The organism is Mesorhizobium sp. M0587, from assembly GCF_040320945.1.
Lineage (GTDB): Bacteria > Pseudomonadota > Alphaproteobacteria > Rhizobiales > Rhizobiaceae > Mesorhizobium.
Genome location: NZ_JAMYQP010000029.1, coordinates 37777 through 64293, shown reverse-complemented (window position 1 = coordinate 64293; position 26517 = coordinate 37777). Strand labels below are relative to the sequence as shown.

General features: G+C 63.4%; 20 protein-coding genes. 10 read left to right on the top strand and 10 right to left on the bottom strand.

Features of this window, described 5'->3' with window-relative positions; all coding sequences use genetic code 11:
• Positions 1 to 229: 229 nt before the first annotated feature.
• The gene (locus tag NKI49_RS23395; protein ID WP_352605545.1) at positions 230 to 1081 is read left to right on the top strand and encodes an ABC transporter substrate-binding protein; all 852 of its coding nucleotides are present in this window, start codon (positions 230 to 232) and stop codon (positions 1079 to 1081) included.
• A 45-nt stretch (positions 1082 to 1126) separates the two neighbouring features.
• Here NKI49_RS23395 and NKI49_RS23390 read toward each other — a convergent pair whose 3' ends face one another.
• Complete coding sequence (locus tag NKI49_RS23390; protein WP_352605547.1) at positions 1127 to 1540, bottom strand: tellurite resistance TerB family protein; 414 nt, start codon at positions 1538 to 1540, stop codon at positions 1127 to 1129.
• A 206-nt stretch (positions 1541 to 1746) separates the two neighbouring features.
• Between NKI49_RS23390 and NKI49_RS23385 the strand changes: the two genes are divergently transcribed.
• On the top strand, positions 1747 to 3393 hold the full coding sequence (locus NKI49_RS23385) for a lysine--tRNA ligase (RefSeq protein WP_352605549.1): 1647 nt from the start codon (positions 1747 to 1749) through the stop codon (positions 3391 to 3393).
• Here the strand turns inward: NKI49_RS23385 and NKI49_RS23380 are convergent.
• From NKI49_RS23380 to NKI49_RS23345, 8 genes are all read right to left on the bottom strand, one after another.
• Positions 3359 to 4210, bottom strand: a complete 852-nt coding sequence (locus tag NKI49_RS23380; RefSeq protein WP_352605551.1) for a thermonuclease family protein — start codon at positions 4208 to 4210, stop codon at positions 3359 to 3361. The two genes, NKI49_RS23385 and NKI49_RS23380, sit on opposite strands and share 35 nt — an antisense overlap.
• A 9-nt stretch (positions 4211 to 4219) precedes the next feature.
• Entirely contained in the window at positions 4220 to 4864 is a 645-nt protein-coding gene (locus NKI49_RS23375) for a S24 family peptidase (protein ID WP_352605553.1), read from the bottom strand.
• 115 nt (positions 4865 to 4979) lie between these two features.
• On the bottom strand, positions 4980 to 5525 hold the full coding sequence (locus tag NKI49_RS23370; protein ID WP_352605555.1) for a thioesterase family protein: 546 nt from the start codon (positions 5523 to 5525) through the stop codon (positions 4980 to 4982).
• Between the two features lie 65 nt (positions 5526 to 5590).
• Positions 5591 to 7810: a 3-hydroxyacyl-CoA dehydrogenase NAD-binding domain-containing protein gene (locus NKI49_RS23365; protein WP_352605557.1), complete on the bottom strand. Its 2220-nt coding sequence runs from the start codon at positions 7808 to 7810 to the stop codon at positions 5591 to 5593.
• Positions 7811 to 7833: 23 nt separating this feature from the next.
• Positions 7834 to 9042 carry an acetyl-CoA C-acetyltransferase gene (locus NKI49_RS23360; protein WP_352605559.1) on the bottom strand — a complete coding sequence of 403 codons (1209 nt, stop codon included), beginning with the start codon at positions 9040 to 9042 and terminating at the stop codon, positions 7834 to 7836.
• 31 nt (positions 9043 to 9073) lie between these two features.
• Positions 9074 to 10246 carry an acyl-CoA dehydrogenase family protein gene (locus NKI49_RS23355; RefSeq protein ID WP_352605561.1) on the bottom strand — a complete coding sequence of 391 codons (1173 nt, stop codon included), beginning with the start codon at positions 10244 to 10246 and terminating at the stop codon, positions 9074 to 9076.
• A gap of 46 nt (positions 10247 to 10292) precedes the next feature.
• Positions 10293 to 12104, bottom strand: a complete 1812-nt coding sequence (locus NKI49_RS23350; protein ID WP_352605563.1) for an acyl-CoA dehydrogenase — start codon at positions 12102 to 12104, stop codon at positions 10293 to 10295.
• Positions 12105 to 12388: 284 nt separating this feature from the next.
• Positions 12389 to 12850 carry a MerR family transcriptional regulator gene (locus tag NKI49_RS23345; protein WP_081689647.1) on the bottom strand — a complete coding sequence of 154 codons (462 nt, stop codon included), beginning with the start codon at positions 12848 to 12850 and terminating at the stop codon, positions 12389 to 12391.
• 453 nt (positions 12851 to 13303) lie between these two features.
• Between NKI49_RS23345 and NKI49_RS23340 the strand changes: the two genes are divergently transcribed.
• From NKI49_RS23340 to NKI49_RS23325, 4 genes are all read left to right on the top strand, one after another.
• A complete protein-coding gene (locus NKI49_RS23340) occupies positions 13304 to 17383 on the top strand; it encodes a peptidoglycan-binding protein (protein WP_352605565.1) in 4080 nt (1359 codons plus the stop codon).
• Between the two features lie 189 nt (positions 17384 to 17572).
• On the top strand, positions 17573 to 18496 hold the full coding sequence (locus NKI49_RS23335; RefSeq protein WP_027027593.1) for a sulfite exporter TauE/SafE family protein: 924 nt from the start codon (positions 17573 to 17575) through the stop codon (positions 18494 to 18496).
• Positions 18496 to 19287 carry a TIGR02186 family protein gene (locus NKI49_RS23330; RefSeq protein WP_352605568.1) on the top strand — a complete coding sequence of 264 codons (792 nt, stop codon included), beginning with the start codon at positions 18496 to 18498 and terminating at the stop codon, positions 19285 to 19287. Before NKI49_RS23335 ends, NKI49_RS23330 begins: the two co-directional genes overlap by 1 nt.
• Before the next feature lie 187 nt (positions 19288 to 19474).
• A complete protein-coding gene (locus NKI49_RS23325) occupies positions 19475 to 20731 on the top strand; it encodes an Hsp70 family protein (RefSeq protein ID WP_352605570.1) in 1257 nt (418 codons plus the stop codon).
• A gap of 5 nt (positions 20732 to 20736) precedes the next feature.
• On the opposite strand, the gene NKI49_RS23320 is transcribed toward NKI49_RS23325, so the two are convergent.
• The gene (locus tag NKI49_RS23320) at positions 20737 to 21639 is read right to left on the bottom strand and encodes a LysR substrate-binding domain-containing protein (protein ID WP_352605572.1); all 903 of its coding nucleotides are present in this window, start codon (positions 21637 to 21639) and stop codon (positions 20737 to 20739) included.
• On the opposite strand from NKI49_RS23320, the gene NKI49_RS23315 reads away from it, so the two are divergent.
• Genes NKI49_RS23315 through NKI49_RS23300 form a run of 4 tightly spaced genes read left to right on the top strand, consistent with a single transcriptional unit; the run spans position 21589 to position 26517 of the window.
• Positions 21589 to 21915: a hypothetical protein gene (locus NKI49_RS23315; RefSeq protein ID WP_352605652.1), complete on the top strand. Its 327-nt coding sequence runs from the start codon at positions 21589 to 21591 to the stop codon at positions 21913 to 21915. The genes NKI49_RS23320 and NKI49_RS23315 overlap by 51 nt on opposite strands.
• Before the next feature lie 2 nt (positions 21916 to 21917).
• Positions 21918 to 24848, top strand: coding sequence for a molybdopterin oxidoreductase family protein (locus NKI49_RS23310; RefSeq protein ID WP_352605574.1), 2931 nt, complete (start codon positions 21918 to 21920; stop codon positions 24846 to 24848).
• The gene (locus tag NKI49_RS23305; RefSeq protein WP_352605576.1) at positions 24845 to 25579 is read left to right on the top strand and encodes a 4Fe-4S dicluster domain-containing protein; all 735 of its coding nucleotides are present in this window, start codon (positions 24845 to 24847) and stop codon (positions 25577 to 25579) included. Before NKI49_RS23310 ends, NKI49_RS23305 begins: the two co-directional genes overlap by 4 nt.
• A gap of 5 nt (positions 25580 to 25584) precedes the next feature.
• Entirely contained in the window at positions 25585 to 26517 is a 933-nt protein-coding gene (locus NKI49_RS23300) for a dimethyl sulfoxide reductase anchor subunit family protein (protein ID WP_352605578.1), read from the top strand.

Here is a 26517-nt window from a genome sequence, read left to right as displayed (position 1 = left end):
ATTGCGGCCAATGGTCCGTGCCTTATCGGCACTTCGCCACCGACCACGGATTGCAAAGCACTCGCTTCCGGTTGTGGTTCTCGACCCTGGTCCCCCAACCAGGGCAGCCACTGTTTTTGCAAACCCGCCAAACCATATCCTGAAATCGCCGCGTTGAAATCAAAAAGGATTGTGCCTGTGCCGTTTTCGTACCAAAACCGGTGCAGCACGAGTGCGGCGGAGTTTTATCTTGGCGTTCCGGTGGAGGTCCCTGGTCCTGGCGTCGATGCTGATTGGCGCACCGACATTCGCCCATGGGGCACGCGCGGCGGAACCGCAGATGCCGGTACTGTGGGACGCCAAGGAGCGACTGCCAAAGCCGGACCTTTCCGCGCTGCCACGGCTGCGGTTCCTGACGACCACGGATTTCCCGCCCTTCAACTTCCTCGACGGCGCGGGAAAATTGTCCGGTTTCCACATCGATCTGGCGCGCGCCATCTGCGCGGAACTCGGCATCGCCGACAAATGCCAGATCCAGGCATTGCCTTGGGCCGAACTCGAAGGCGCGCTGCGAAAAGGCGAAGGCGAAGCGATCATCGCCGGCGTCGCCGCAACGCCGCAGTCACGCCAGACCTACGCCTTCTCGCGCTCCTATCTGCAGTTCCCCGCACGCTTCATCATGCCGAAGGGCAAGGCGCTGACGGAACCCGTCTTCGACAAACTGCAAGGCAAGCGCGTCGGGGTGATATCAGGCTCGGCGCATGAGCGCATGCTGCGCGACTATTTCAAAACGGTCCAGGTCGTCACGTTCGACGGACCGGAGGCCCTCTACAGCGATCTCAAGGCGGGCAAGGTTGACGCCGCCTTCGGCGACGGCATGCGCTTCGCCTTCTGGCTGGGCGGTTCGGATGCGGCTGGCTGCTGCCGCTTTGCCGGCGGTCCATATCTGGCGCCCGAGTATCTGGGCACGGGAATGGCTATCGCCACCAGAGCGGACGATCCGGCGCTGGCTGCCGCACTCGATTACGCGCTGCAGGAGATATCGATGAAGGGTACCTTTGCCGAATTCTACCTGCGCTATTTCCCGGTCAGCTTTTTCTGATCCGGTTCCGGTCAGATTCTTTGACGCGACAGCAGCGCCTGCCTGTCAGGTGAGCGTGCGCAACCTCGCCTTGGCCGCCTGGGCTATGGCAGCAACGGTCAATGTGTCGAGGTCGAGCTGGCGGCGGATGAGCTGCAATACCCGCACTTCTTCCATGCGCATTTCGAGATCGACGGAGGCCACTTCGAAGGCGGCGGCATAGGCGGTGTCGCGCAAGCGCTCCGGCAAGGCCTCGGCGACGGTCTCGAGCACGCCCTCCAGCCCACCCTTTTCATGCAGCATCTTCCGGCAATCCTGGGCCACGGCAACCAGGCGCTCGTGGTTGAAATCTTCGAATACCGGCCATGAGCGGATGACATCGCCAATCCTCGCCAACTCGACATCGGTCATGTCGCGGTCGGAGGCCGAGGTGATGACCATCAGATAGATCAGGGCTTCATGCGGCGTCGGCAACGGCATTGTTAACTCCTTGAGCGGGTCTCGAAGGTAGGAACGGGTTATCGGCGTCGCAAGGAAAAAGCGGCCCACTCGTTGACGCTCCGGCCAGGCACGCCTAGAGACCGATTGAAAATCCACACTTGCGGTCATGCCGGCGAACGGCTTGGCCGGCGAACAGATCGGCCGACGCACGGCTTGGCCGGCGAAATAATTTGGAAGACAGTACCATGGCGGGATCAAACATCATCGATCTCAATCCCGAGCTGCTCACGGCCGCGGGCGAAAGCAAGGCTTGGCCTTTCGAGGAAGCCAAGAAAATCATCGAGCGCTACAAGGGCGCCGATTTCCCCGAGACAATCCTGTTCGAGACCGGCTACGGTCCGTCCGGCCTGCCGCATATCGGCACGTTCGGCGAGGTAGCGCGCACCTCGATGGTGCGTCACGCCTTCCGCGTCCTGACCCAGGACAAGGTTGCGACAAAGCTGCTGTGCTTTTCCGACGACATGGACGGCATGCGCAAGATACCCGACAGCGTGCCCGATCGCGCGGCATTGGAGCCGCATCTGCACAAGCCGCTGTCTTCGGTCCCTGATCCGTTCGGCGGCGACTATGCGAGTTTCGCCGACCACAACAACGCGATGCTTTGCCGTTTCCTGGATACGTTCGGCTTCGACTACGAATTTGCCAGCGCGACGCGATATTACAAGTCGGGCCGTTTCGACGCGATGCTGCTGCGCGCCGCCGAACGCTACGACCAGATCATGGCGGTGATGCTGCCGACGCTCGGGGCAGAGCGGCAGGCGACCTACAGTCCTTTCCTGCCGATTTCACCAAAGAGCGGGCGTGTGCTTTACGTCCCCATGAAGCATGTGGACGCCAAGGCCGGGACCATCACCTTCGACGACGAGGGCACCGAAACCACGCTCTCGATCACCGGCGGCAAGGTGAAGCTGCAATGGAAGCCGGACTTCGGCATGCGCTGGGCAGCACTTGGCGTGGATTTCGAGATGTTCGGCAAGGATCACCAGACCAATGCGGTGGTCTATGACCGCATCTGCGACATTCTGGGCGGGCGGGCGCCGGAACATTTCGTCTATGAACTGTTCCTGGACGAGAACGGCCAGAAGATATCGAAGTCGAAGGGCAACGGCCTGACCATCGACGAGTGGCTGACCTATGCGCCGACCGAGAGCCTCGGGCTCTATATGTACCAGCGGCCGCGGCAGGCCAAGAAGCTCTATTTCGACGTCATTCCGAGGGCCGTGGACGAGTATTACACCTTCCTCGCCGCCTATCCGAGGCAGGATTGGAAGGAGCGGCTGGGCAACCCGGTCTGGCACATGCACGACGGCAACCCGCCCGCGGTCGACATGCCGGTACCGTTCTCGCTGCTCCTCAATCTCGTCAGCGCCTCAAACGCGCAAAACAAGGATGTGCTGTGGGGCTTCATCTTGCGCCACGTGCCTGGCGTGACGCCGGCGACCCATCCCGAGCTCGACAGGCTGACGGGCTATGCGATCCGCTATTTCGACGATTTCGTGAAGCCGACGAAGACATTTCGCCCGGCCGATGCCGTCGAGCGCGAGGCGCTGGAGGCGCTGGAGGCGGCACTTGGCACACTGCCGGCGGGTGCCAGCGGCGAAGCGATCCAGAACGCCGCGCTCAACGTCGCCCGCAAGGTCGAACGGTATCAGGATCACTCCAAGCAGAGCCCGGAAGGCGGTCCGGGCGTTTCGGGCGCCTTCTTCCAGATGATCTATCAGGTGCTGATCGGCCAAGAGCGTGGCCCACGCTTCGGATCATTCGCCGCGCTCTACGGCGTGGCCGAGACCCGTACGCTCATTCGGAAGGCGTTGGCTGGCCAGTTGGCTTGAGGTTGCCGTCGACCTCCTCCAGGATCGAGCCCGGCGCCTGAGGCGCCGGGGCTGAAACCGCCGGCACGGACGGCACACCCGACAGATTCGGTGCCGGGCCGAAAATACCCTTCCTGGCGCTACGCGCCTTTTCGCCGGCATCGACATAAGGCCCGCCCTTGGCGGCGCGCGCCCAGCCATTTTCGACCAACCATTGACCGATATCCTGCTTGCCGATCCGGCATTCAGCCCCAATCAGGTCGCGTCCGCCCTCGGGCGGCACCGTGCAGGCCACCGCGCGACCGCGCAGGAAGGCGCGGAATGCCGTCCGCGCCCGAACGCCGCACGGCCAGGATTTGCCGTCCACGGTGCAGGTCTCGTCTTGCCGGACGACATCGATGCCGGAGACCGCGACCGAATACCCTTTCGCCTCGATCAGCCCGGCGGCGGATGCTACCGGCTGGAACAGCTTTGTGCCGTTCCAGTCATCAGGCATTTTCGGCTTGGGCGGCATCGCGAGCGCCAGCTTGCTCAACGGTTCGCGCGGCTCGACCCGCTGGAGTTCCTCGGAAGGCAGATCCGGCGGCGCGATCGTTTCGGGATCGATCGCCCTGGAATGCGGCGCCGGCTTTGGCGGCTGCGGTACAGATATTGCAGACGTGGCCGGCTCTTCGGGCACAGTTCCGGCACCCTGTCGCGCAATCGTATCGGCGCCCGGATCGATCTGATCCACCGTGACGACACTGTCGCTTCCTTTCAGCGTGCGACCGCCGGCGACGACCAGGGCCGCCATCACGGGGACCATCACAACCGCCAGGACAAGATAAGGGAGTCGCACCCGCCGTACCTATTGGCTTGCCCAGACAATCCGCGCCACCCATTCGACATCGTGCATGGGGATCTCGCGGTCCGGATGATCGAGATTGAGCGAGACCAGCGCGATCGACTTCGCCGTCTGGCGTTCGATCACCTTGGCCATCACCTCACCGGCGGTGGTCTTGACGACAACGCGATCGCCCTTGCGGGTGACCGCGCCCGGTTCGACTATGAGGACGTCGCCATTGCGATAGAGCGGCAACATGGAATCGCCTTGCACCTGCAGCGCATAGGAGCTTTCGGTCGATTGCGCCGGCAGTTCGATCAGATCCCAGCCCTGTCCCGCCGGAAAGCCGGCATCGTCGAAGAAGCCGCCGGCGCCGGCCTGGGCAAAGCCGAGCAATGGCACGGCGCGCTTGTGAGCCGGCGGAACGTCGGGTCCGGTCCGGCCTTCGATCAAGTCGGTGAATTCGTCGAGCGAAGCGCCGGTCGCCTCGATGATCTTAGCCAGTGATTCGGTCGAGGGCCAGCGCGGTCGGCCATCCGACGACACGCGTTTGGATTTGTTGAAAGCGGTCGAATCAAGCCCTGCCCGCCGCGCCAGACCCGAAGCCGAAAGCGAATAACGCTCGGCAAGAGCATCGATGGCAGCCCAGACGCGGTCGTGCGTGAGCATGTCGTGCTCCCTTTCGAACAGGAAAAAATGCCTTTTTCCTTCTAACCCTCGAATGCCGGTTTGTCCACAGGCCGCGCTCCACCACCCATGCGTTTCCATCAGCTGCCGTCCGGGTTCAATCGACGCCCTTGGCCAGATTGCGCAAACCTTGATGCGACGTCATGAAGATCCGCTCCGATTGCGTCAGCGGTCGCGGGTTTACCGCGCGGCCAAGCGCCGCCACGACATCGTTGATGTCGAGAAATCGGCGAGCCTTGCGATCGTAGACGCCGGCCGTCGTCAGAATCAAGGCGGCCGTCTCGCCATTGTCGAGGACGAAACGATGCTTGCCGATGACCTGGGTGCCTTCCCAGGTCTCGATCGAAGACACCACTTCGAAGCGACGCCACAGCCTGATCTCGCGCGCATAGACCGACTGCAACCCGCCCATCATCGGCGCCCAGCCATTCTTGCGCGCCAGCGCGATGAGGCCAGCGCGGACAAACAGGTCGATGCGGCCGAGATCGGCCAGCATCATGTAGCGTGCATTGTTGAGATGGATATTGAAATCGATGTCGGTCGGCAGGCAGCGAAAAACCAGCCGGCTTTCACCGCCCATCGCATAGGGACCACGGCTTCGCGTCGTGGCCAGCATGCGCGCCATACGCGCCCAGACATACATTACAGCGCCGCTCGCCCTCTTGGACGCGCAAAGGACGCTGTGACACTCTCGATTTTCCCCATGCGTCAGGCAGCCTGCTTGACGTCACCCTTGGCGTAGGGATCGAAGCGCTGGTAGAAAGTTTCGCCCTTCTCTGCCAAGTCGAGCAGCAGCTTGGGCGCCTTGAACTCGGCGCCGTATTTCTTCTGCAAGGTCTTGGCGATCCTGACGAACGCCTTGGCACCGATGCCGTCGATATAAGACAGCGCCCCGCCGGTGTAAGGCGCGAAGCCGAAAGCCAGGATCGAACCGACATCCGCCTCGCGTGGATCGGTGACGATGCCCTCTTCCATCACGCGCGCGGCCTCCAGCGCAATGGTGACCAGCAGCCGCTGCTGCAGCTCCTCATAGTCGACTTTTTCGGGCGCGAGCTGCGGGTAGAGATCCTTGAGCCCCGGCCAGAGCTTCTTCTTGGCCGGTTTTTGCGGATAGTCGTAAAAGCCCTTGCCGTTCTTGCGACCGAAGCGGCCGTGCGCATCGACCATAGTGTTGATCAGCGCCATCTGCCTGGGATCGACTGCCTTGTCGCCGAGGTCCCTGATGGTCTGCTTCATGATCTTTTGCGCGAGGTCGATAGCCGTCTCGTCGGTCAGCGCCAGTGGTCCGACCGGCATGCCGGCGGCCTTGGCCGCATTCTCGATCATGGGTGCGGGCACCCCTTCGATCAGCATCTTGTAGGCTTCCGACATGTAGCGCAGTACACAGCGGTTCACGTAGAAACCGCGCGTGTCGTTGACGACGATCGGCGTCTTCTTGATAGCGCGCACGAAGTCGATTGCCGTCGCCAGCGCCTTGTCGCCAGTCTTCTTGCCAAGGATGATCTCGACCAGCATCATCTTGTCGACGGGCGAGAAGAAATGGATGCCGATGAAATTCTTAGGCCGCGCTGAATTCTTCGCCAGAGCTGTGATCGGAATGGTCGAGGTGTTCGACGCGAAAATCGCCGACGATTTCAGCACGGCTTCCGCCTGTTCGGTTGCGTTCTTCTTGACGGCCGAATCCTCGAACACCGCCTCGACCACCAGATCGCAGCCCGCAAGATCGGCATAATCGGCCGTCGGCGTGATCAGCGACAACAGCTTTTCCTTCTCCTCGGGCTTGGCGCGGCCTTTCTTCACCTGGTCCGAGACCAGGCTGTCGGAATGCGCCTTGCCCTTTTCGGCCGACTCCAAATCTCGGTCGAGCAGCACGACCGGAATGCCTGCCTTGGCGGTGACATAGGCGATGCCGGCGCCCATGAAGCCGGCGCCGAGAATGCCGATCTTCTTGAACCTGGTTTCCGGCACGCCGGCCGGGCGGCGTGCGCCCTTGTTCAGTTCCTGCAATGACACGAACAGCGAGCGGATCATCGCCGCCGCTTCCTTCGTCTGCATGATCTCGGTGAAATAACGCTGCTCGATGCGCAAACCGGTGTCGAACGGCACTAGCAGGCCTTCATAGACGCATTTCAAAATAGCGGCGGCGGCCGGATAATTGCCATGGGTCTCGCGGCGCAGGATGGCGATGGCCGGCGGCCACAGATTGGCGCCCGCCACCGAATAGATCGGACCGCCAGGAAGCTTGAACCCCTTCTCGTCCCACGGCGCCACCGGCTTGAGGCCGTTTCTGATCATCGCCTTGGCTGTCTCGATCAGTTTGGCCGGCTCGGCGATTTCATGGATCAGGCCCATCGACTTGGCCTTTTGCGGCGACAGTGTCTGGCCGGAGGTCAGCATCTGCAACGCCTGCTGCTGATCGGTCAGCCGCGGCACGCGCTGAGTGCCGCCGGCACCCGGGAAGATACCGACTTTCACCTCGGGAAGCGCCATCTTCACCTTGTCGCTATCGGCTGCGACACGACCATGGCATGCCAGCGACAGTTCGAAGGCACCGCCCATGCAGGTGCCGTTGATTGCCGAAACCCAGGGTTTGCCCGAGGTTTCAAGCTTGCGCCACAGGCCGCCCATACGGCCGGCATTGTCGAACAGCAATCTGGCCGCCTTCTCCGGATCCTTGGCCTTCTCCCTGGCGAAGACCGTCAGCATCTTCTGCAGCATGGTCAGGTCGGCGCCGCCGGAGAAGCTGTCCTTGCCCGAGGTGATCACCGCGCCCTTGATGCCCGCGTCGGCCACGACCTGGTCGATGATCCTGTCGAACTCGGTCATCACCTCTTCTGTGAAGACGTTCATCGAGCGGTCGGGCATGTCCCAGGTGACCAGCGCAATGCCGTCGGCGTCAGTGTCAACCGTGAAGTTTGTGTAGGTCATGTCTTTCTCCTTCAGGCCGAAAATCAGACGCGCTCGATGATGGTTGCGGTGCCCATGCCGGCGCCGATGCACAGTGTCACCAGCGCTGTGTTGAGATCGCGGCGCTCAAGTTCGTCCAGAACCGTGCCGAAGATCATCGCGCCGGTGGCGCCGAGCGGATGGCCCATGGCAATCGCCCCGCCGTTGACGTTGATCTTGTCGTGCGGGATGTCGAAGGCCTGCATATAGCGCAGCACGACCGAGGCGAAGGCTTCGTTGAGCTCGAACAGGTCGATGTCGGACAGCTTCATCTTGGCGCGCTTCAGGAGCTTCTCGGTGACGTCGACCGGCCCGGTCAGCATCAGCACCGGCTCCGAGCCGATATTGGCGAAGGTGCGGATGCGCGCGCGTGGCTTCAGCCCCATTGCCTTGCCGGCTTTCTTCGAGCCGAGCAGCACGGCGGCGGCGCCGTCGACGATGCCGGACGAATTGCCGGCGTGATGGACGTGGTTGACCTCTTCCACTTCGGGGTGCTTCTGCACCGCGACCGCATCGAAGCCGCCCATTTCGCCAGGCATGACGAAGGAGGGATTGAGCGACGCCAACGACTGCATGTCGGTCGAGGGCCGCATGTGCTCGTCATGGTCGAGGATGGTGAGGCCGTTCTGGTCCTTGATCGGAATGACGGAGTTCTTGAAGCGGCCGTCTGCCCAGGATTTTGCCGCGCGCTTCTGGCTCTCGACCGCATAGCCATCGACGTCGTCGCGGGAGAATCCATACTTGGTGGCGATCAGGTCGGCCGAGATGCCTTGCGGCACGAACCAGCCGGGCAGGCCGACAGAAGGATCCATGAACCAGGCACCGCCGGAAGCACCCATGCCGACGCGCGACATCGATTCGACACCGCCGGCAATGACGATCTCGTCGGCGCCTTGCGCGATCTTGGCGGCGCCGAAATTGATGGCATCGAGACCGGAGGCGCAGAAGCGCGAGATCTGCATGCCTGGCGCCTTGGTGTCGTAGCCTGCCTCGAAGGCGGCGGCGCGCGGAATGACCGAGCCCGCCTCGCCGACCGGATCGACGCAGCCGAAGATGATGTCGTCGACATTGCCGGTGTCGAGCCCGTTGCGATCGCGCAGCGCCTCGAGTGCCTTGGCGGCAAGCCGCACCGCCGGCACCTCGTGCAGGGAACCGTCCTTCTTGCCTTTGCCGCGCGGCGTGCGCACCGCGTCATAGACATAAGCGTCAGTCATCTTCTTGCTCCTTGGGTTTACCGAACGCAGCTCAGAGCGAGCGTCCGATCAGCAATTTCATGATCTCGTTGGTGCCGCCGTAGATGCGCTGGACGCGAGCGTCGCGGAACATGCGGGCAATCGGATATTCATTCATGTAGCCATAGCCCCCATGCAATTGAAGGCATTCGTCGACGACTTTTCCCTGCAGGTCGCTGAGCCAGTATTTGGCCATCGACGCCGTCACCGGGTCGAGGCCGCCATCGATGTGGCGGGTGACGCAATCATTGTAGAAGACGCGGCCGATGGTGGCTTCGGTCTTCAGCTCGGCCAGCTTGAACTGGGTGTTCTGGAAATCGATGATCGCCTTGCCGAAGGCCTTGCGCTCCTTGACATAGTCGATGGTCAGCGCCAGCGCCCGCTCGATCATGGCGATGGCACCAGTGCCGATCTGCAGCCGCTCCTGCGGCAGCTGCTGCATGAGTTGGACGAAGCCTTGCCCTTCCTCGTGGCCGAGCAGGTTGGAGGTCGGCACGCGCACGTCGTTGAAGAACAGTTCCGACGTGTCGTTGGCCTTCAAGCCGATCTTGTCGAGGTTGCGGCCGCGCTGAAAGCCTTCGACCTCGTCGGTCTCGACGACGATCAGCGAGGTGCCCTTGGCACCCTTCTCCGGATCGGTCTTGGTGACGACGATGACGAAGTTGGCCAGCTGACCATTGGTGATGAAGGTCTTGGAGCCGTTGATCCGGTACTGGTTGCCATCCTTCTGGGCGCGCGTTTTCACGCCTTGCAAATCAGAGCCGGCCCCCGGCTCGGTCATGGCGATGGCGCCGATCAATTCGCCGGTGGCGAGCTTCGGCAGCCATTTCTTCTTCTGCTCCTCGGAGCCGTAGTGAAGGATGTACGGGGCAACGATCGAATTGTGCAGACCGATGCCGAAGCCGTCGACGCCGACATGGCCGATCGCCTCGATAATGGCGCTCTCATGCGCGAAGGTGCCGCCGGAGCCGCCATATTCCTCCGGCATCGAGGCGCAGAGCAGGCCGGCCGCACCGGCTTTCAGCCAGCTCTCGCGGTCGACCATCTCGTTCTTCTCGAACTCGTCGTAGCGCGGCGCGATTTCTTCCGACATGAAGCGTGTTGCCATGTCGTAAAGCATGCCGACCTCATCCGCCGCCCAGGCGGGCTTCGGCAAAGAGAGCACTTCGGCGGGATTTGTCGCCACGATTTCCTCCACGTATCGACAGGCAGAAAGGCTAACGAGATTGAGCTTAGAATGCTTCGGCCGGGAGAGCCATCAGCGTATCGGCGCCGCTCGAAATGCGCGCGAGGTGCGCCGAGGTCTCCGGCATGATCCTCTCCATGAAGAAGCGCGCCGTCACCACCTTGTTGTCGTAGAAGGCCACGTTGTTTTCATGGGAAGATTGGGAGCCGTTGGCGCCGGTCTTGCCAAGTGCCGTCTTTGCCATCTGGCCCCACATGTAGCCCAGCGCGACAAGGCCGAAGAGATGCATGTAGTCGGTCGAGGCGGCACCCGCATTGTCGGGTTTCGCCATGCCGTTCTGCACAAGCCACATGGTTGCCGCCTGCAAATCGTTGAGGCCCTTTTTCAAGGCCTTGGTGAAAAGCGCCATCTTCTCGTCGGAGCGGTTTTCCTCGCAGAATTCGCCGACCTCCTTGAAGAAAGCCTGCGCGGCGCGGCCGCCATTCAAACCAAGCTTGCGGCCGACGAGATCCAGCGCCTGGATGCCGTTGGCGCCCTCATAGATCATGGCGATACGTGCATCGCGCACGAACTGGCTCATGCCATGCTCTTCGATATAGCCGTGGCCGCCGAACACCTGCTGTGCCGCGACAGCGTGGTCGAACCCTTTGTCGGTGAGCACGCCCTTGACCACCGGCGTCATCAGGCCGGTGTAGTCGTCTGCCGCCTGGCGGTCCTTGTCGTCACCGGAGCGATGCGCGATGTCGGACTTGATCGCGGTCCAAAGCGCCAGCGCGCGGCCGGCCTCGTTGAAGGCTTTCATGGTCATCAGCGAGCGGCGGATGTCGGGATGGACGATGATCGGATCGGCCTTCTTGTCCGGCGCCTTCGGCCCCGATAGCGAACGGCCCTGCAAACGATCCTTGGCATAGGCAACGGCGTTCTGGTAGGCGATCTCCGACAGCGACAGGCCTTGCAGGCCGACGCCGAGCCGCGCCTCGTTCATCATCGTGAACATCGCCTTGAGGCCGCCATTGGCCTCGCCGAGCAGTGTGCCTTCGGCTTCGTCATAGTTCATGACGCAGGTCGAATTGCCGTGGATGCCCATCTTCTCCTCGATCGAGCCGCAGGAAACGGCGTTCCTTGTCCCCGGATTGCCCGAGGCGTCCAGCTTGAGCTTTGGTACGATGAATAGCGAGATGCCTTTCACGCCTTCCGGCGCGCCCTCGATCCGGGCCAGCACCAGATGGACGATGTTGTCCGACATGTCGTGCTCGCCGGCCGAGATGAATATCTTCTGGCCTGAAATCCTGTATGTGCCATCGCCGTTCGGCACCGCTTTCGTGCGCAGCAGGCCGAGATCGGTGCCGCAATGCGGTTCGGTCAGGTTCATGGTGCCGGTCCAGGCGCCTTCGACCATCTTCGGCAACCATTTGGCCTTCTGCTCGTCGGTGCCGTGGGTGATGATCGCCGCGATCGCGCCTTGCGTGAGGCCCGGATACATCATCAGCGACATGTTGGCCGAGACCATGTATTCGGCGACCGCCGTGTGCACCGCATAAGGAAGGCCCTGGCCGCCGAACTCGACAGGCGCGGCCAGCCCCATCCAGCCGCCTTCGCGGTACTGGTCGAATGCTTCCTTGAAGCCTTTCGGCGTCGTCACCGAGCCGTCATCATGACGGACGCAACCTTCGATGTCGCCGACGCGGTTGAGCGGATGCATGATGTTCTCGGCAAGCTTGGCGCCTTCGGCGAGGATTGCTTCCAGCACGTCGGGCGTCGCATCGGAAAATCCGGGAAGATTCGAGTAGCGCTGGTAGCCCAGCACCTCGTTGAGCACGAACAGCGTGTCCTGGACCGGAGCCCTGTATGTCGGCATGCTTTTTCTCCACCCTGCGGACCTGATCCGAAAGCCGCCGAAATCACGGTCAGGCAGCATGCGGACCCATGTTGAAATCGAGATAGCAAAAATTGACGTTTGCGTAAACGTCAATTTTCCGCGACGAGATTTCCGCTCGGGCGCCGCGCGCATAGCAGCTTGGCAGGCGCCATACCGAGCAACATTGAAGGGTAATGCGGGAGCAAGACAACAAAAAAGCCGCGCGGCAGGCCACGCGGCTTTGATAGTCAGCTGTCCGACAGTGTCGGAATCAGCCGATCGGCTTAGCCGGCGACGCTCGCCTGCGGTGCCGAACGCTCGGCCAGCATCTGGCGCACGGCCGTCATCGAGCCGCTCAGCTCGTTGATGGCGTCGTCGATCAGCGCCCGCTGCTTCTGCAGACGGGCAAGCTGCTTTTCCGACTTGTCCAACGCAAGACGCAGCTGTTTGGTGTTGGAACCGGTCGGGTCGTAGAGATCCATCATCTGCTTGACGTCGCGCAGCGAGAACCCGACCTTGCGGCCGAGCAGGATCAGCTTCAGCCGGGCCTTGTCGCGACGCGTGTAGAGACGGGTCGAACCGTCACGCTGCGGGTTGAGCAGGCCCTTGTCTTCATAAAAACGCAGCGTGCGCAGCGTCACGCCGTATTTCTTGGCCATCTCGCCGATGCGGACAAGGTCCTCGCCGGCTTCGGCAGGTACGTTATTGGTATTGGCCGCGGTCTCGCCGGCCGAGATAAGCTTCATGGTCACTGGCTTTCCCCGTCTGGTGGCGTCGCGGTCCTGGACCATGCGTCGCCTGACTGAAAGCGGGGGCGTGCCTTCAGCCGTGGTTTCGACAAACAAATCGCAAACGGCACACTCGATGCGCCTTTTACGTTTACGTCAATTCTATACCGATAGCCGCCGCATGACGCAAGGGCGTTCAGTGAACGGTGCTTTATGCCGCACGCAGACGGCGACAATCACTTCCTTGCAACTTCTTAAGCTTGGTTAACGCGTTGTTTACTACGTTGGGCGAAATGTGCGCATGTCGGCTACCCGTGGTTATCCTGTATCGAACTTTTCACGGTTTTTCGGAGCGCGGGCGAAACCCCGGGAAGCTTGTCTTCCACCGTTGCAGGCAAGCGCGGTCGCCTTCGTTCCGACAGGGACTTGGGAACTGGTCGCAACCGGCCAATCTGAAAGACGGACGCACCTATGAACAGCAAGCGGTCCTATCTCGACACACTCAACGCCGGCAGGCAGCGCAAGCCGCAGACCACGCTGGAGCAGTTGAACCGCTCGTTGGAGACGCTGGAACAGCGCCTGGAGCGGACGCGCGAGGACACGATGGGACGTCCCGATCCGCGCTATCCCGCGACCGATCCGCGCTATCCCGCCGCTCAGGCCACCGGCCAGCAGCGCTGGTACGAAGATCCGCAGCCGACGCCACGCGCGAAGAGCCCGTCGCAGGCTCCCACCTTCGAGCAGAACTATCAGGCAATTGCCCGCGACATCGACCGCGTGCGCGGCCAGGAAGACGGCGTCGCCATGGTCGGCAAGATCGCCGGCGAGCTGCGCGGCATGCGCGAGGAACTGCGCCACCAGATGACGGCCGGGCTGCAGCGCGAATTCGAGGTCCTGCGCAAGGATATCGACCGCGCCTTCCAGTCAAACGCCAAGCCAGGCGCCCCATCGGGTGTCCTGGCCAAGGGCAGCGCCGAACTCGGCGTCGAATTCGAACGGCTTTCGGGCGCCATCCAGACGCTTGCCGAGAGGAGCGACGACCGAAGCGTCAACATGCTGCGGCTTGAGCTCGAACAGGTCAAGGCGGCGCTCGACACACTGGCGCGCGAGGAGAGCGTCCAGAAGGTCGACCGCCGCTGGGACGATTTCGATCGCCGCTGGACGGCCTTCGAGGACCGTGTCGACGCCGACCAGCGCAAACGTTCAGGCGACCCCGCCCTTTCGGCGCTGACCGACCGGCTGGAGCAGATCAGCAACGCCGTCAACAACCTGCCTGAATCGCTGTCGCTACGCTCGCTGGAGGAAAAGGTGCGCACGCTGGCCGGCGCAGTCGATCACTTCGCCAGCCGGCAGGACAATCGCGGCGGCGACACGCTTGCTCTGATCGACGAGCGGCTGGACGAGATTTCCCGCGCCATCGTTGCGTCGACCGTCGCGGCACAAGCCAATTCAGTCGACCACGAAGCCTTCGCGCGCATCGAGAAGCGGATCGATTCGCTCGCCAAGCAGATCGAGGAGGTGGCGCAGGATCATCCGGGCAACGCGGTGATGGATCGGCTGGTCACGCTGTCAGGTCGGGTCGACGAGCTCGCCGGCCGCGCCAACCTGCCCGAGCAGGCGATGGAACGGCTGGCCAAGCAGATCGCGCTCATCGCCGACAAGATCGACCAGGCGCCTGCCATGCCCGACGCCGACTATATCTTCCACGGGCTGGAGCAGCGCTTCGACGTGCTGTCGGGCATGATGGAACGCCGCCAGGGCGACGCCATCGAACAGGGCAATATTCTGTTCCGCGATCTCGAACGCCGGCTGGACGAGGTCGCCGACCGGCTGGACCAGCGCATGCCGCAAGTCGACAGCGCCGGCATCATGGATGCCATCGACGCCCGCTTCACCGCGCTGGCCAAGCGGATGGAGACACGCATTCCCGATCCCGCCGGCGAAGCGGCGATCCGCGGCCTGGAGAGCCGGCTCGAGGACATTTCGCGCCGGCTGGATGCGTCGGCCGCGCAGGTCGCCGGTATCGATCCGGCACTGATCCGCAGCTTGGAGGCACAAGTTGCCGGCCTCTCCGCCCATCTGTCCAAGCCCAGCACTCCGCTGCCGGAGTTCGAGGACATCAGCCCGCGCCTCAACGAAATCGAAAAGGCGTTGGCGGGCACCCGCGATTCGATCCTCGGCGCGGCACGCGACGCGGCCGAAAGCGCGGTGCGTTCGTTGGCCGGTTCAGACGCCAACACGACCGCCGTTTCCGGCCTTGCCCAGGACCTGAAGACGCTCGAGACGCTGACGCGTCGTTCCGACGAGCGCAATTCGAGAACCTTCGAGGCCATCCACGACACGCTGCTCAAGATCGTCGACAGGCTGGGCTCCCTCGAGACCAGCGAACCATCCGAGGCGGTAAGCGAACTCCTGGACACACGGCCGGACGAGGCGGTCGGCAGGCGCCGCATGCGTGCTGCCAAGATGGCGGTGGCAGCGCCGTCGATGGACATCGATGAGCCTGTTCCGTTGACCGGGGACATCGCCGATCTCGATGGCCGCGCCGCCGCCTCGCTGCGCAGCGACCTGGGCACGCGAAGCGACCTGGGCACGCGCAACGACCCGGGTACGCGCAGCGACCTGGCTACGCGCTCACCCGCCGAAGCCGCCGCTGCGGCCGCCATGGCCGCGCTCGGTTCCGACGCGCTCGCCGAAAAAGGCGAGCCGGCAAGCCGCCGCAAGTCGATGTTCGGCGGGCTGGCACGCGCCTTCAAGGGCAAAAAGGAGGCCGACGTTCCGCCGCTGGCCGGCTCGGCGCCTACCGCCGACGTTTCGAGCGTCGATCTCGATGAGCCGCTCGATCCGAAAGTGGCCAATCGCCCGCTGGAGCCCGGCTCCGGTGCGCCTGACCTCAACGCCATCATGAAGCGTGTACGCGATGAGCGCGGGCAACCGGCAAAGCTCAGCGGCGGCGACGCCGCGAAATCGGATTTCATCGCGGCGGCCCGGCGCGCCGCGCAGGCCGCCGCTGCCGAGGCCGATGCGTTGAAGCGCCAGTCGACAATGAAGGGGCCGGTGAAGGCGCTCAGGATCGGCGACCTGCTCAAGGCCCGGCGCAAGCCGATCCTGATGGCGGCGGCCGCGATCATGCTGGCGCTTGCCGGCCTGCAGCTCGGCAAGGCGTTCTTCTCCGACCCCACCCAGGTGGCGAGCAGCGACCCGGCGCCGATCGTCGCCTCGCAACCGGTGGAAACGGCTTCCGCCGACGCCTCAAGCCGGCCGAAGACGGAAGCCCACCCCGCGGCCACGGACAGCGCAGCGGCCCAGGCCGTCAGGCAGGCCGAGCCATCCGCGCCGGCAACAAAGGACGATATGGTTGCGCAGACCGCCCTGGTCATGCCGTCGGACACCGACGCGATGCCGGTCGCAGCGCCGGCGGTCGAGACTGCCCAGACTGCGGCTTCGGCCACACCTTCCGGCCAGGGCGCAACCGCCTCGGACACTATGGCTTTGACCGAACCTGCCGCCGTTGCTCCAATCTCTGCCGCCCCACCTTCCGCTGGTCCGAGCTCTGCCGCTTCGGCGCCGGCCGCTGCCGCGGGCACGCAAGCGACGGATGCCCACACCGCCACGGAGCCGACCGCGGCAGCGGCCACGGATACCACCGGCGCCGTTACGCCCGCGGGCAACTCCGCGGTCACCGCCACGGCCGAATTCGACATTCCAGCCGATGCCGGTCCGCCCGCCTTGCGCGATGCTGCCGGCGGTGGCGACGCCAAGGCACTGTTCGAGGTCGGCTCGCGCTACGCCGAGTCGCGCGGCGTCAAGGAAGACATGGCGGCAGCGGCAAAATGGTACGGGAAATCGGCGGAACTCGGCTTCGCGCCGGCCGAGTACCGCATCGGCAATTTCTATGAGAAGGGCATCGGCGTCGCGCGCGACATCAAGAAGTCGAAGACCTGGTACCAGCTCGCCGCCGAACAGGGCAACGCCAGCGCCATGCACAATCTGGCGGTGCTGTTCGCCATGGCTGCGGACGGCGTGACCGACAATGAATCGGCGGCGCACTGGTTCCAGGAAGCCGCCGACCTCGGTGTCAAGGACAGCCAGTTCAATCTCGGTATCCTCGCCGCCAAAGGCGTCGGCATGAAGCAGAACCTGGAGGAATCCTACAAATGGTTCGCGCTCGTGGCCAAGACCGGTGACAAGGATGCGGCGGCCAAGCGCGACGAGATCGCCAACGCGCTGCGGCCCGAGCAGCTCGAGCGCGCGCGTGCCGCGGCCGAATTGTGGAAGGCCAAGCCGCTCAACGCGGCAGCCAATTCGGTCGACATTCCCGAATCCTGGCAGGATGGCACGCCGCAGACCACCGCCAGTATCGACATGAAGAAGGCGGTCAAGAACATCCAGCTCATCCTTAACAAGAACGGCTACGATGCCGGCGGCGCGGATGGCGTCATGGGCGAGAAAACCAAGACCGCAATCATCGCTTTCCAGACCGACAACAAGATGCCGGCCACCGGCACGGTCGACGAGAAACTTGTCAGGGCATTGCTGGCGCGCAAATAACGGCAGAAGCGTCGCTTCCACGATGCTCTTGCCACACATTTGCCTGTTAACAGATTGAGATGGTTTTGTTTCGGTGGCGTGGCGTGGTTTGACTTGGCCACGTTGCCGGCGCAAGAACGATAAGGCTTTTCGGTGGAGACGTCCGCAACGGACGGCGCCGTCGGCAGGCAAACCGATCGAGACTGACGGGTGGGCATCTATCTCCCGATTGCGGAAATTTCCGTCAACGTCTTCGTGCTGCTGGCCATGGGCGCCGCGGTGGGTTTCCTGTCGGGCATGTTCGGCGTCGGAGGTGGTTTTCTCATCACGCCGCTGCTGATCTTCTACAACATTCCACCGGCGATCGCGGTCGCAACCGGCGCCAACCAGGTCATCGCCTCCTCCTTCTCCGGCGCGCTGTCGCATATGAAGCGGGGCACGCTCGACTTCAAGCTCGGCGGGGTGCTGCTTGCCGGCGGCGTTGTGGGGTCCACCGGCGGCATCTACGTCTTCGCCTTCCTGCGCAGGCTCGGCCAGCTCGACCTGTTCATCTCGCTGCTTTACGTCGTGCTGCTCGGCACCGTCGGCGGGCTGATGCTGGTCGAAAGCATCAACGCGCTGCGCGCCACGCGCAGCGGCGCGGCACCAGTTCTGAAGAAATCCGGCCAGCACAACTGGATCCACCGCCTGCCGCTGAAGATGCGGTTCAGGGCGTCGAAACTGTTCGTGAGCGTCATCCCGGTGCTTGGCCTCGGCGCCGGCATCGGCTTCCTGTCGTCGATCATGGGTGTCGGCGGCGGCTTCATCATGGTGCCGGCGCTGATCTATCTCCTGAAGGTGCCTACCAATGTCGTCATCGGCACCTCGCTGTTCCAGATCATCTTCACCTCCGCCTATACGACGCTGGTGCATGCCACGACCAACCAGACGGTCGATGTGATGCTCGCCTTCCTGCTGATGGCGGGCGGCGTGGCAGGGGCCCAATATGGCGCCAAGGCCGGCCAGAAGCTGCGCGGCGAGCAACTGAGGGCACTGCTGGCGCTGCTGGTTCTGGCCGTGGCCATCCGGCTTGCCATCGGCCTCTTCGTCACTCCGCCAAACCTTTACTCGCTGTCCGGCGTGGGCCTCGACTGATGAAGGGCCTGAGAACGCTCGCAGCCGCCAGTCTCCTGTCGCTGATTGCGGCCGCCGCGCCGACGAAGGCGCAGACGCCCCCGACGGAAGGCATCCAGATCGGCCTTTCCACCGACGCGGTGTCGATCACCGCCGGCTTCTCGGGCGCCGACCTGACCATTTTCGGTTCGCTGGAAAATCCCGATCCGCTGGTCGCGCGCCAAGGGCGCTACGACGTCATCGTCGTGCTCGAAGGGCCGCCCAAGCCGGTTGTGGTGCGCCGCAAGGACCGGGTGCTCGGCGTCTGGGTCAATCTGGAGTCCGAGACATTCGAGAACGTGCCGGTTTCCTATTCGGTGGCGACGACGCGGCCGCTACAGGACATCACCGAACCGAACAGCTACAAGCAGCTGTCGCTCGGCTCCTCCAACCTCTACATGCAACCCGCCGATGCCGGCGACAGCCCGGTGACGATCGAGGAATTCACGGCTGCCTTGCGTGAGCGCAAGGCAGCCGCCGGCCTCTACAGCGAGAATGTCGGCGGCGTACAGTTCCTGTCGCAGAACCTGTTCCGCGCCACAGTCCGGCTGGCGCCGAATGTGCCGGTCGGAACCCACAAGGCGCGCGCCTTCCTGTTCAAGAGCGGCCTGTTCATCAAGGAGAGCTCGGCCCAGCTCGAAATCCGCAAATCCGGTTTCGAACAGTCGATCTTCCGCGTCGCCCACGACTACTCGTTCCTCTACGGCTTCTTCGCGGTGTCGCTGGCCATGATCACAGGCTGGCTCGGAAGGCTGATCTTCCGCAAGGACTGAGGCTTCCAATCCTGTGGCACGGGCCTCCCAAAAAGAGGTTTCCCTTTCGCCGATCATGCTATAGACCGCCCCTCCCAGCCCGACGGGCAAACACGCACATTCAATCTGGCAGAGCGGTCCGGGTCGTCCGGACGACAGCGCGCGCTTCCACGGCGGCGCCTGCCGGGGACAATCACAGGAGGCTGCGGTGCGACCAGCATTCGCCGGCATCGACTTCGGCACTTCGAATTCAACCGTTGGCGTGGTCCGCAACGGGCAGCCTCGTCTCGTCGCGCTTGAAGACGGCCAGGCCACGCTTCCAAGCGCGGTGTTCTTCAACTTCGAGGACAACCGCACCTGTTTCGGCCGCCACGCCATCGCCAACTACACCGACAACGTCGAAGGCCGGCTGATGCGCTCGCTGAAAAGCGTGCTCGGCAGTTCGCTGGCCCATGAAAAGACGCGCATCAAGGCGCGCTCCATCGGCTTCATGGAGATCATCGGCCTGTTCCTCGGGCATCTCAAGGAGAAGCTGGAGAACGACGCCGGCGATGTGGTCGAGACGGTGGTGCTCGGCCGCCCGGTGCAGTTCGTCGATGACGATGCCGAAGCCGACGCGAATGCCCAAGGCGAACTCGAAAAAGCCGCTCGCGCCCAAGGCTTCAAGAACATCGCTTTCCAGTTCGAGCCGATCGCGGCGGCACTCGACTATGAGCAGAAGGTGACGCGCGAGGAACTGGCGCTGATCATCGACATGGGCGGCGGCACGTCGGACTTTTCGGTCGTGCGCGTCTCGCCGGAGCGCTCCCGGTCGCCGGACCGCAAGGACGACATCCTGGCCAGCCGGGGCGTCCACATCGGTGGCACCGATTTCGACCGGCTGCTGAGCATCGCCCATGTCATGCCTCGGCTCGGCTATCTCACCCCGACCAAGGATGGCAAGCGCAATCTGCCGGCCAGCTACTTCATCGATCTCGCAACATGGCAGCGCATCAACCTGGTCTACACCGCCAAGGCGATGACGCATCTGCGCCAGATCCGCTACGAGGCCGAACGTGCCGACCTGGTCGACCGCTTCATCGACATCGTCGAGCACCGTTATGGTCACGCGCTGGCTGCACTTGTCGAGAAGGCCAAGATCGAGTTGACCGACAGACCGTCGGCTCAAGTTGCGGTGAAGCTGCCCGGCGCCGCGTTCGCCGCCGAGATCACAAGCGGCGGGCTGGACGCCACGATCGCCAGAGACATCGAGCGGGTCACCGAAACTGTGACGCAGACCATCAAGGACGCGCAAGTCAAGCCATCAGACATCACCGCGGTGTTCCTGACCGGCGGATCGACCGCGATCCCTCTGGCAAGGCGAGAGATCCTGTCGCTGGTGCCGCAGGCATCCGTCATCGAAGGCGATATGTTCGGTTCGGTCGGGCTTGGCCTGGCACTCGATGCGCAGCGAAAGTTCCGCTGATCCTGCTAGGCAGTGTCGCTTCCAAGGGTTTCGGCGCCGAGATGTGCCTTCAGTGCGATCTGAGCCAGGCTTTCCTGGCGGTCGCGATGGGTGATCATGGCGAAGTCGCGCTTCGGCAATTCGAGCGGCACGGACCGCAGACTGCCTTCGGCCACGGCGCGCCCGACGACGAGTTCCGAAATGATAGTGGCGCCGGCGCCCGCCTCGACCGCCTGGCGAACCGCCTCGTTGCTTGGCAGCACCAGAAACACCTGCAAGTCCGCGAGTGAAATCCCCTCGCGGCGCGCCAGATCCTCCAACACCTCGCGCGTGCCCGAACCGCCCTCGCGGATGATCCAGCGCAGGCCTCTGATATCGGGACGGCCAGGTGCGATTTCGGCGATCTCGGGATGCGAGCTGGCGACGACCAGCACCAGCCTGTCAACATCGACCTTGGCGCGGCGCAATATGTCCGATTCGGTGCGCCCTTCGACCAGGCCGAGATCCGCCGCGCCGTCGAGGACATTGGCCTCGACCTGCCTTGTGTTGCCGATGGTGACGCTCAGCCTGACGGCGGGATAGGCTTCGTGGAAGGAAGCCAGCCGGCGCGGCAGCCAGTAGCTGGCGATGGTCAGGCTGGCGGCGATCGACAGGCTGCCAGCCACCGTCTGCGAGACATGCTCCAGCACGTTGCGGGCCGCGGCGGCTCGCTCAAGCACGGCCTTGGCCTCCGGCAGGAACCGGTGACCGGTCTGGGCGAGCTCGATATTGCGGCCGACCCGGTTGAACAGATGGACACCGTGCTGTTCCTCAAGCGCGCGAATGGCGGCCGAGGCCGCCGACTGGGAAATGCCCAGCAACTCCGCCGCCTTGGTCATATGGCCGCGCTCGGCGACAGCTACGAAAATCCGCAATTGGTCCAGGGTCATGCGCGCATTAAAAACCAATATCGATCGAATTTACAAGAACAACTGATTAGACGGATCGATCGCTTTATTCTACCTTTTCACGCGAAGTTAGAAAAAATTCGCCAGAAGATCGCAGAGAACAGAATGGTCGGGCGGTTCAAATCCCTGCTTGCGCATTGGACCCGCGGCATTCGACGGCGACTGGCCGGCGATCGCTATCATCCGGAAGAACATTACATGCGCGGTCCCGGGCCGAAGACGCGAGCCAAATCCACCGGCGGCGTGGGCACCGCCTGATCATGACGCAGGGACTGCTTCGCGGCGCGAATTCGGCACCATCGCAACGCCCGCTTGCTGACACCAGCACACCTGATGAAGGCGACGGCGTCGACACGTCGCCAAGCGTTTTCGACAGCGTCGCCAAGACGACCTGCTACATGTGCGCCTGCCGCTGCGGCATCGACGTGCACATCAAGGACGGCAAGATCCGCTACATCAACGGCAACAAGGACCATCCGGTCAATCGCGGCGTGATCTGCGGCAAGGGCAGTTCCGGCATCATGCAGCACTACAGCCCGGCCAGGCTGAAGAAACCGTTGCTGCGCACCGGCCCGCGTGGCTCGGGCGAATTCCGCGAAATCGAGTGGGAGGAAGCGTTCTCGATCGCTACGGAGCGGCTCTCGGCCATCCGCCGGACCGACCCGAAGAAACTCGCTTTCTTTACCGGGCGGGATCAATCGCAATCGTTGACTGGCTGGTGGGCGAGCCAGTTCGGGACACCCAACTTTGCTGCCCATGGCGGCTTCTGCTCGGTCAACATGGCGGCCGGCGGTCTCTACACGATCGGCGGATCCTTCTGGGAATTCGGCGAGCCCGACTGGGACAACACCAGATACTTCATGCTGTTCGGCGTCGCCGAGGATCATGATTCCAACCCGATCAAGATCGGTCTCGGCAAGCTCAAGGCGCGCGGCGCCAAGGTGGTGTCGATCAATCCATGCCGCACCGGCTACAATGCTATCGCCGACGACTGGATCGGCATCCGGCCCGGCACCGACGGCCTGTTCGTGTTTGCCCTCATCCACGAATTGCTGAAGGCCGGCCGCGTCGATCTCGATTATCTCCTGCGCTACACCAATGCCCATACCTTCGTCATCCAGGAGCCGCGTGCGGCCGATGACGGGCTGTTCATGCGCGACGGCGATGGCAATCCGCTGGCGTGGGACAGGGTGGCGAAGACACCGGTCCACGCAACCGATCCGGAGGCAAAGCCGGCGCTAACTGGCAATTTCACGATAAACGGGCGCCGCTGCGTTCCGGTATTCCAGCTGATCGCCGACCGCTACCTCAACGAGAGCTATGCGCCCGACGCGGTCGCGGAACGGTGCGGGATTTCCGCGGATACGATCCGCAGGATCGCCGCCGAACTCGCCCATGTCGCCTTCGAACAGACGATCGAACTTCCTGTTGCATGGACCGACTGGGCTGGGCGCCGGCACGAGACGATCAAGGGGCGGCCTGTCTCGATGCACGCCATGCGCGGCATCTCCGCCCATTCGAACGGTTTTCACACATGCCGCGCCCTCCATCTCCTCCAAGTGTTGCTGGGCACGGTGGATGTTCCAGGCGGCTTCCGCTTCAAGCCGCCCTATCCCAGATCGGCGCCACCCGGACCAAAACCGGCGGGCAAGACCACCAAGCCGATGACGCCGCTCGACGGCATGCCGCTCGGTTTCGTCTGCGGGCCAGATGACCTGCTGGTCGATGGGGCGGGCATGCCGACCCGCATCGACAAAGCCTACTCCTGGGATGCCCCGCTGGCGGCGCACGGTCTGATGCACACTGTCATCCGCAACGCCTGGGCCGGCGATCCCTACAGGATCGACACGCTGATGATGTATATGTCGAACATGGCCTGGAATTCCTCGATGAACACCGTCGAGACCATCGCCATGCTGACCGATCACGACGGGGCCGGCAATTACAAGATCCCCTTCATCATCTATTCCGATGCCTATTATTCCGAAACGGTGCCGTTCGCCGACCTGGTGCTGCCGGACACGACATATCTGGAGCGCCATGACTGCATCAGCCTGCTGGACCGGCCGATCAGCCATGCCGACGGCCCGGGTGATGCCATACGCCATCCCGTCGTCGAGCCGGACCGGGACGTCAGGCCGTTCCAGTCGGTATTGATCGAACTCGGCGCCCGGCTCGGTCTGCCCGGCTTCGTCGATAAAGACGGCACGGCCAAGTACCGCGACTATGCCGACTACATCGTCAACCATGAGCGCACGCCGGGCATCGGCCCACTCGCCGGCTGGCGCGGCAAGGACGGCGCCTCGATCGGCAGGGGCGAAGCCAATCCGGACCAGTTGCAACGCTACATCGACAATGGCGGCTTCTGGCATCAGGATTTCGCTGAGGACCAGCGCTATTACAAGATGGCCAACCGCTCCTATCTCGACTTCGCGGTGCAGATGGGCTTCATCCCCAAGGCGGAGCCGATCGTCTTTCAGCTCTATTCCGAGCCGTTGCAGCGCTTCCGTCTGGCCGCGCGCGGCCATGGCCGCGTTTTGCCGCCGGAGGGCGAGCGCCAGCGCATCGAGACCTACATGGACCCGCTGCCGTTCTGGTACATGCCTTTCGAGGAAGCGGTGGTCGATGTGCAGAAATATCGGCTGCACGCGCTGACACAGCGGCCGATGCACATGTATCACTCCTGGGGCTCGCAGAATGCATGGCTCAGGCAGATCACCAGCCAAAACCGACTGTTCGTGCATCATGGGACCGCCGCCGGCCTCGACCTTGCCGATGACGACTGGGTATGGATCGAAAGCATCAACGGCAGGGTAAAGGGACAGATCAAGCTGGTCGACGGCGTAAATGAGAGCACGGTGTGGACCTGGAATGCCATCGGCAAAAGGCGCGGCAGCTGGGGCCTGAAGGACGATGCCGCCGAGAGTAATCGCGGCTTCCTGCTCAATCACATCATCGGCGACCAGACCTCGGCCGATACCAATGGCAAGCGCTATTCGAATTCCGACCCTGTGACCGGCCAGGCGGCGTGGTTCGATCTTCGCGTGCGCATCGTCAAATGCGCGGCCGAGGAAGCCGGCTTCACCGAGCCGCAATTCGAGCGTTTCCAGCAGCCGCCACGTTTCGAGCCGCCGCCCGGCAGACTGAGCTTCGGCGCCGAGTTTCGCGTGAACAGAGAGGCCGCCGAATGACCTGCCTTCCCGTTCACACCGACAAAAAGCTCGGCCTCGTCATCGACCTCGACACCTGTGTCGGGTGCCAAGCCTGCGTCACCGCCTGCAAGGAATGGAACACCGGCGGCCACATGGCACCGCTGACCGATATCGACCCCTATGGCGGCCATGTAGACGGCGTCTGGTTCAACCGCGTGCACAGCTATGAACACACAACCGAGATGGGCGGTCGCACGGTGAATTTCCCGCGCTCCTGCCTGCATTGCGACACGCCGGCCTGTGTCACGGTCTGCCCGACCGGCGCCTCCTACAAGCGGGCCTCGGACGGTATCGTGCTGATCGACGAGGACAAGTGCATCGGCTGCAAACTGTGCAGTTGGGCGTGTCCCTATGGCGCTCGCGAATTCGACACCGATGTCGGCGTCATGAAGAAATGCACGCTGTGCATCGACCGCATCTACAATGACAATCTGTCCGAAGAGGACCGCGTGCCGGCCTGCGTCGCCGCCTGCCCGACCAGCGCCCGGCATTTCGGCGATCTCGGCGATCCCCTGTCGGCCGTGTCGCAACTGGTGGCGGAGCGCGGCGGTGTCGACCTGATGCCTGAGCTCGGCTATCATCCAACCAACAAATACCTGCCGCCACGCGCCCATACGCAGCGCGCCGCATCGGTGGCCGCACCCGCGCTGGAGCCGGTGCGAGCCGAAGGCGGCTTCCTCGGCTGGGTCGACCGCATGCTTTCGAACTGACCTCCATGCATCCAGCCTTTTCTGTCGTCTTCTTCACCGCAGCAACCGGTGCCGGCTATGGGCTGCTGGCGCTGATGGGCGTGCTCGGAGGCTTCCAAATCATCCCGCCCGATTTCTGGTTGGGCCTCATCGGCATGGGCCTGGCGCTCGGCCTGATCACCGCCGGCCTGCTGTCGTCGACCGGCCATCTCGGCAGACCCGAACGCGCCTGGCGGGCGTTCTCGCAATGGCGCAGTTCGTGGCTGTCGCGTGAAGGCGTCGCCTCGGTCGCGACTTTCATTCCGGCAGGCTTGTTCGGTATCGGCTGGGTATTCTTCGGCCGCACCGATGGCTGGGTCGGCATCGCCGGATTGCTGGCGGCTGTTGGCGCCGTCGTCACCGTCTGCACCACAGGGATGATCTACGCATCGCTGGCGCCAATCGCCCAGTGGCACAGCCGCTTCACGCTGCCCGCCTATCTCATCTTCTCGGCGATGACCGGCAGCGTGCTGTTGAATGCGTTGCTGCAGGGCTTTGCCCTCGGTTCGAAAATGCTGGCGGCTTGCGTACTGCTGACCTTGCTTGGCTGGGGCTGGAAGCTGGCGACCTGGCGCCACAACGACCAGATTGAAATCCCCACCAATGCCAACACTGCCACCGGCCTGGCCGGCGGCACGGTGCGGTCGCTGGAATGGCCCCATACCGAGGAAAATTACCTGCTCAAGGAAATGGGTTTTCGCATCGCGCGCAAGCACAGCGCGCGGCTGCGCTGGATCACGCAGCTTCTGGCTTTTGCCTTGCCCGTTCTGCTGCTCGCCGCTTCCTTCGCCTTGTCATGGCCCTTTGCGGCGGTACTGTCCCTGCTCGCCGCAATCGCCCAGTTCGCCGGCATGCTGGTCGAACGCTGGCTGTTCTTCGCGGAGGCGAAGCACACGGTGACGCTCTACTATGGACGTTAA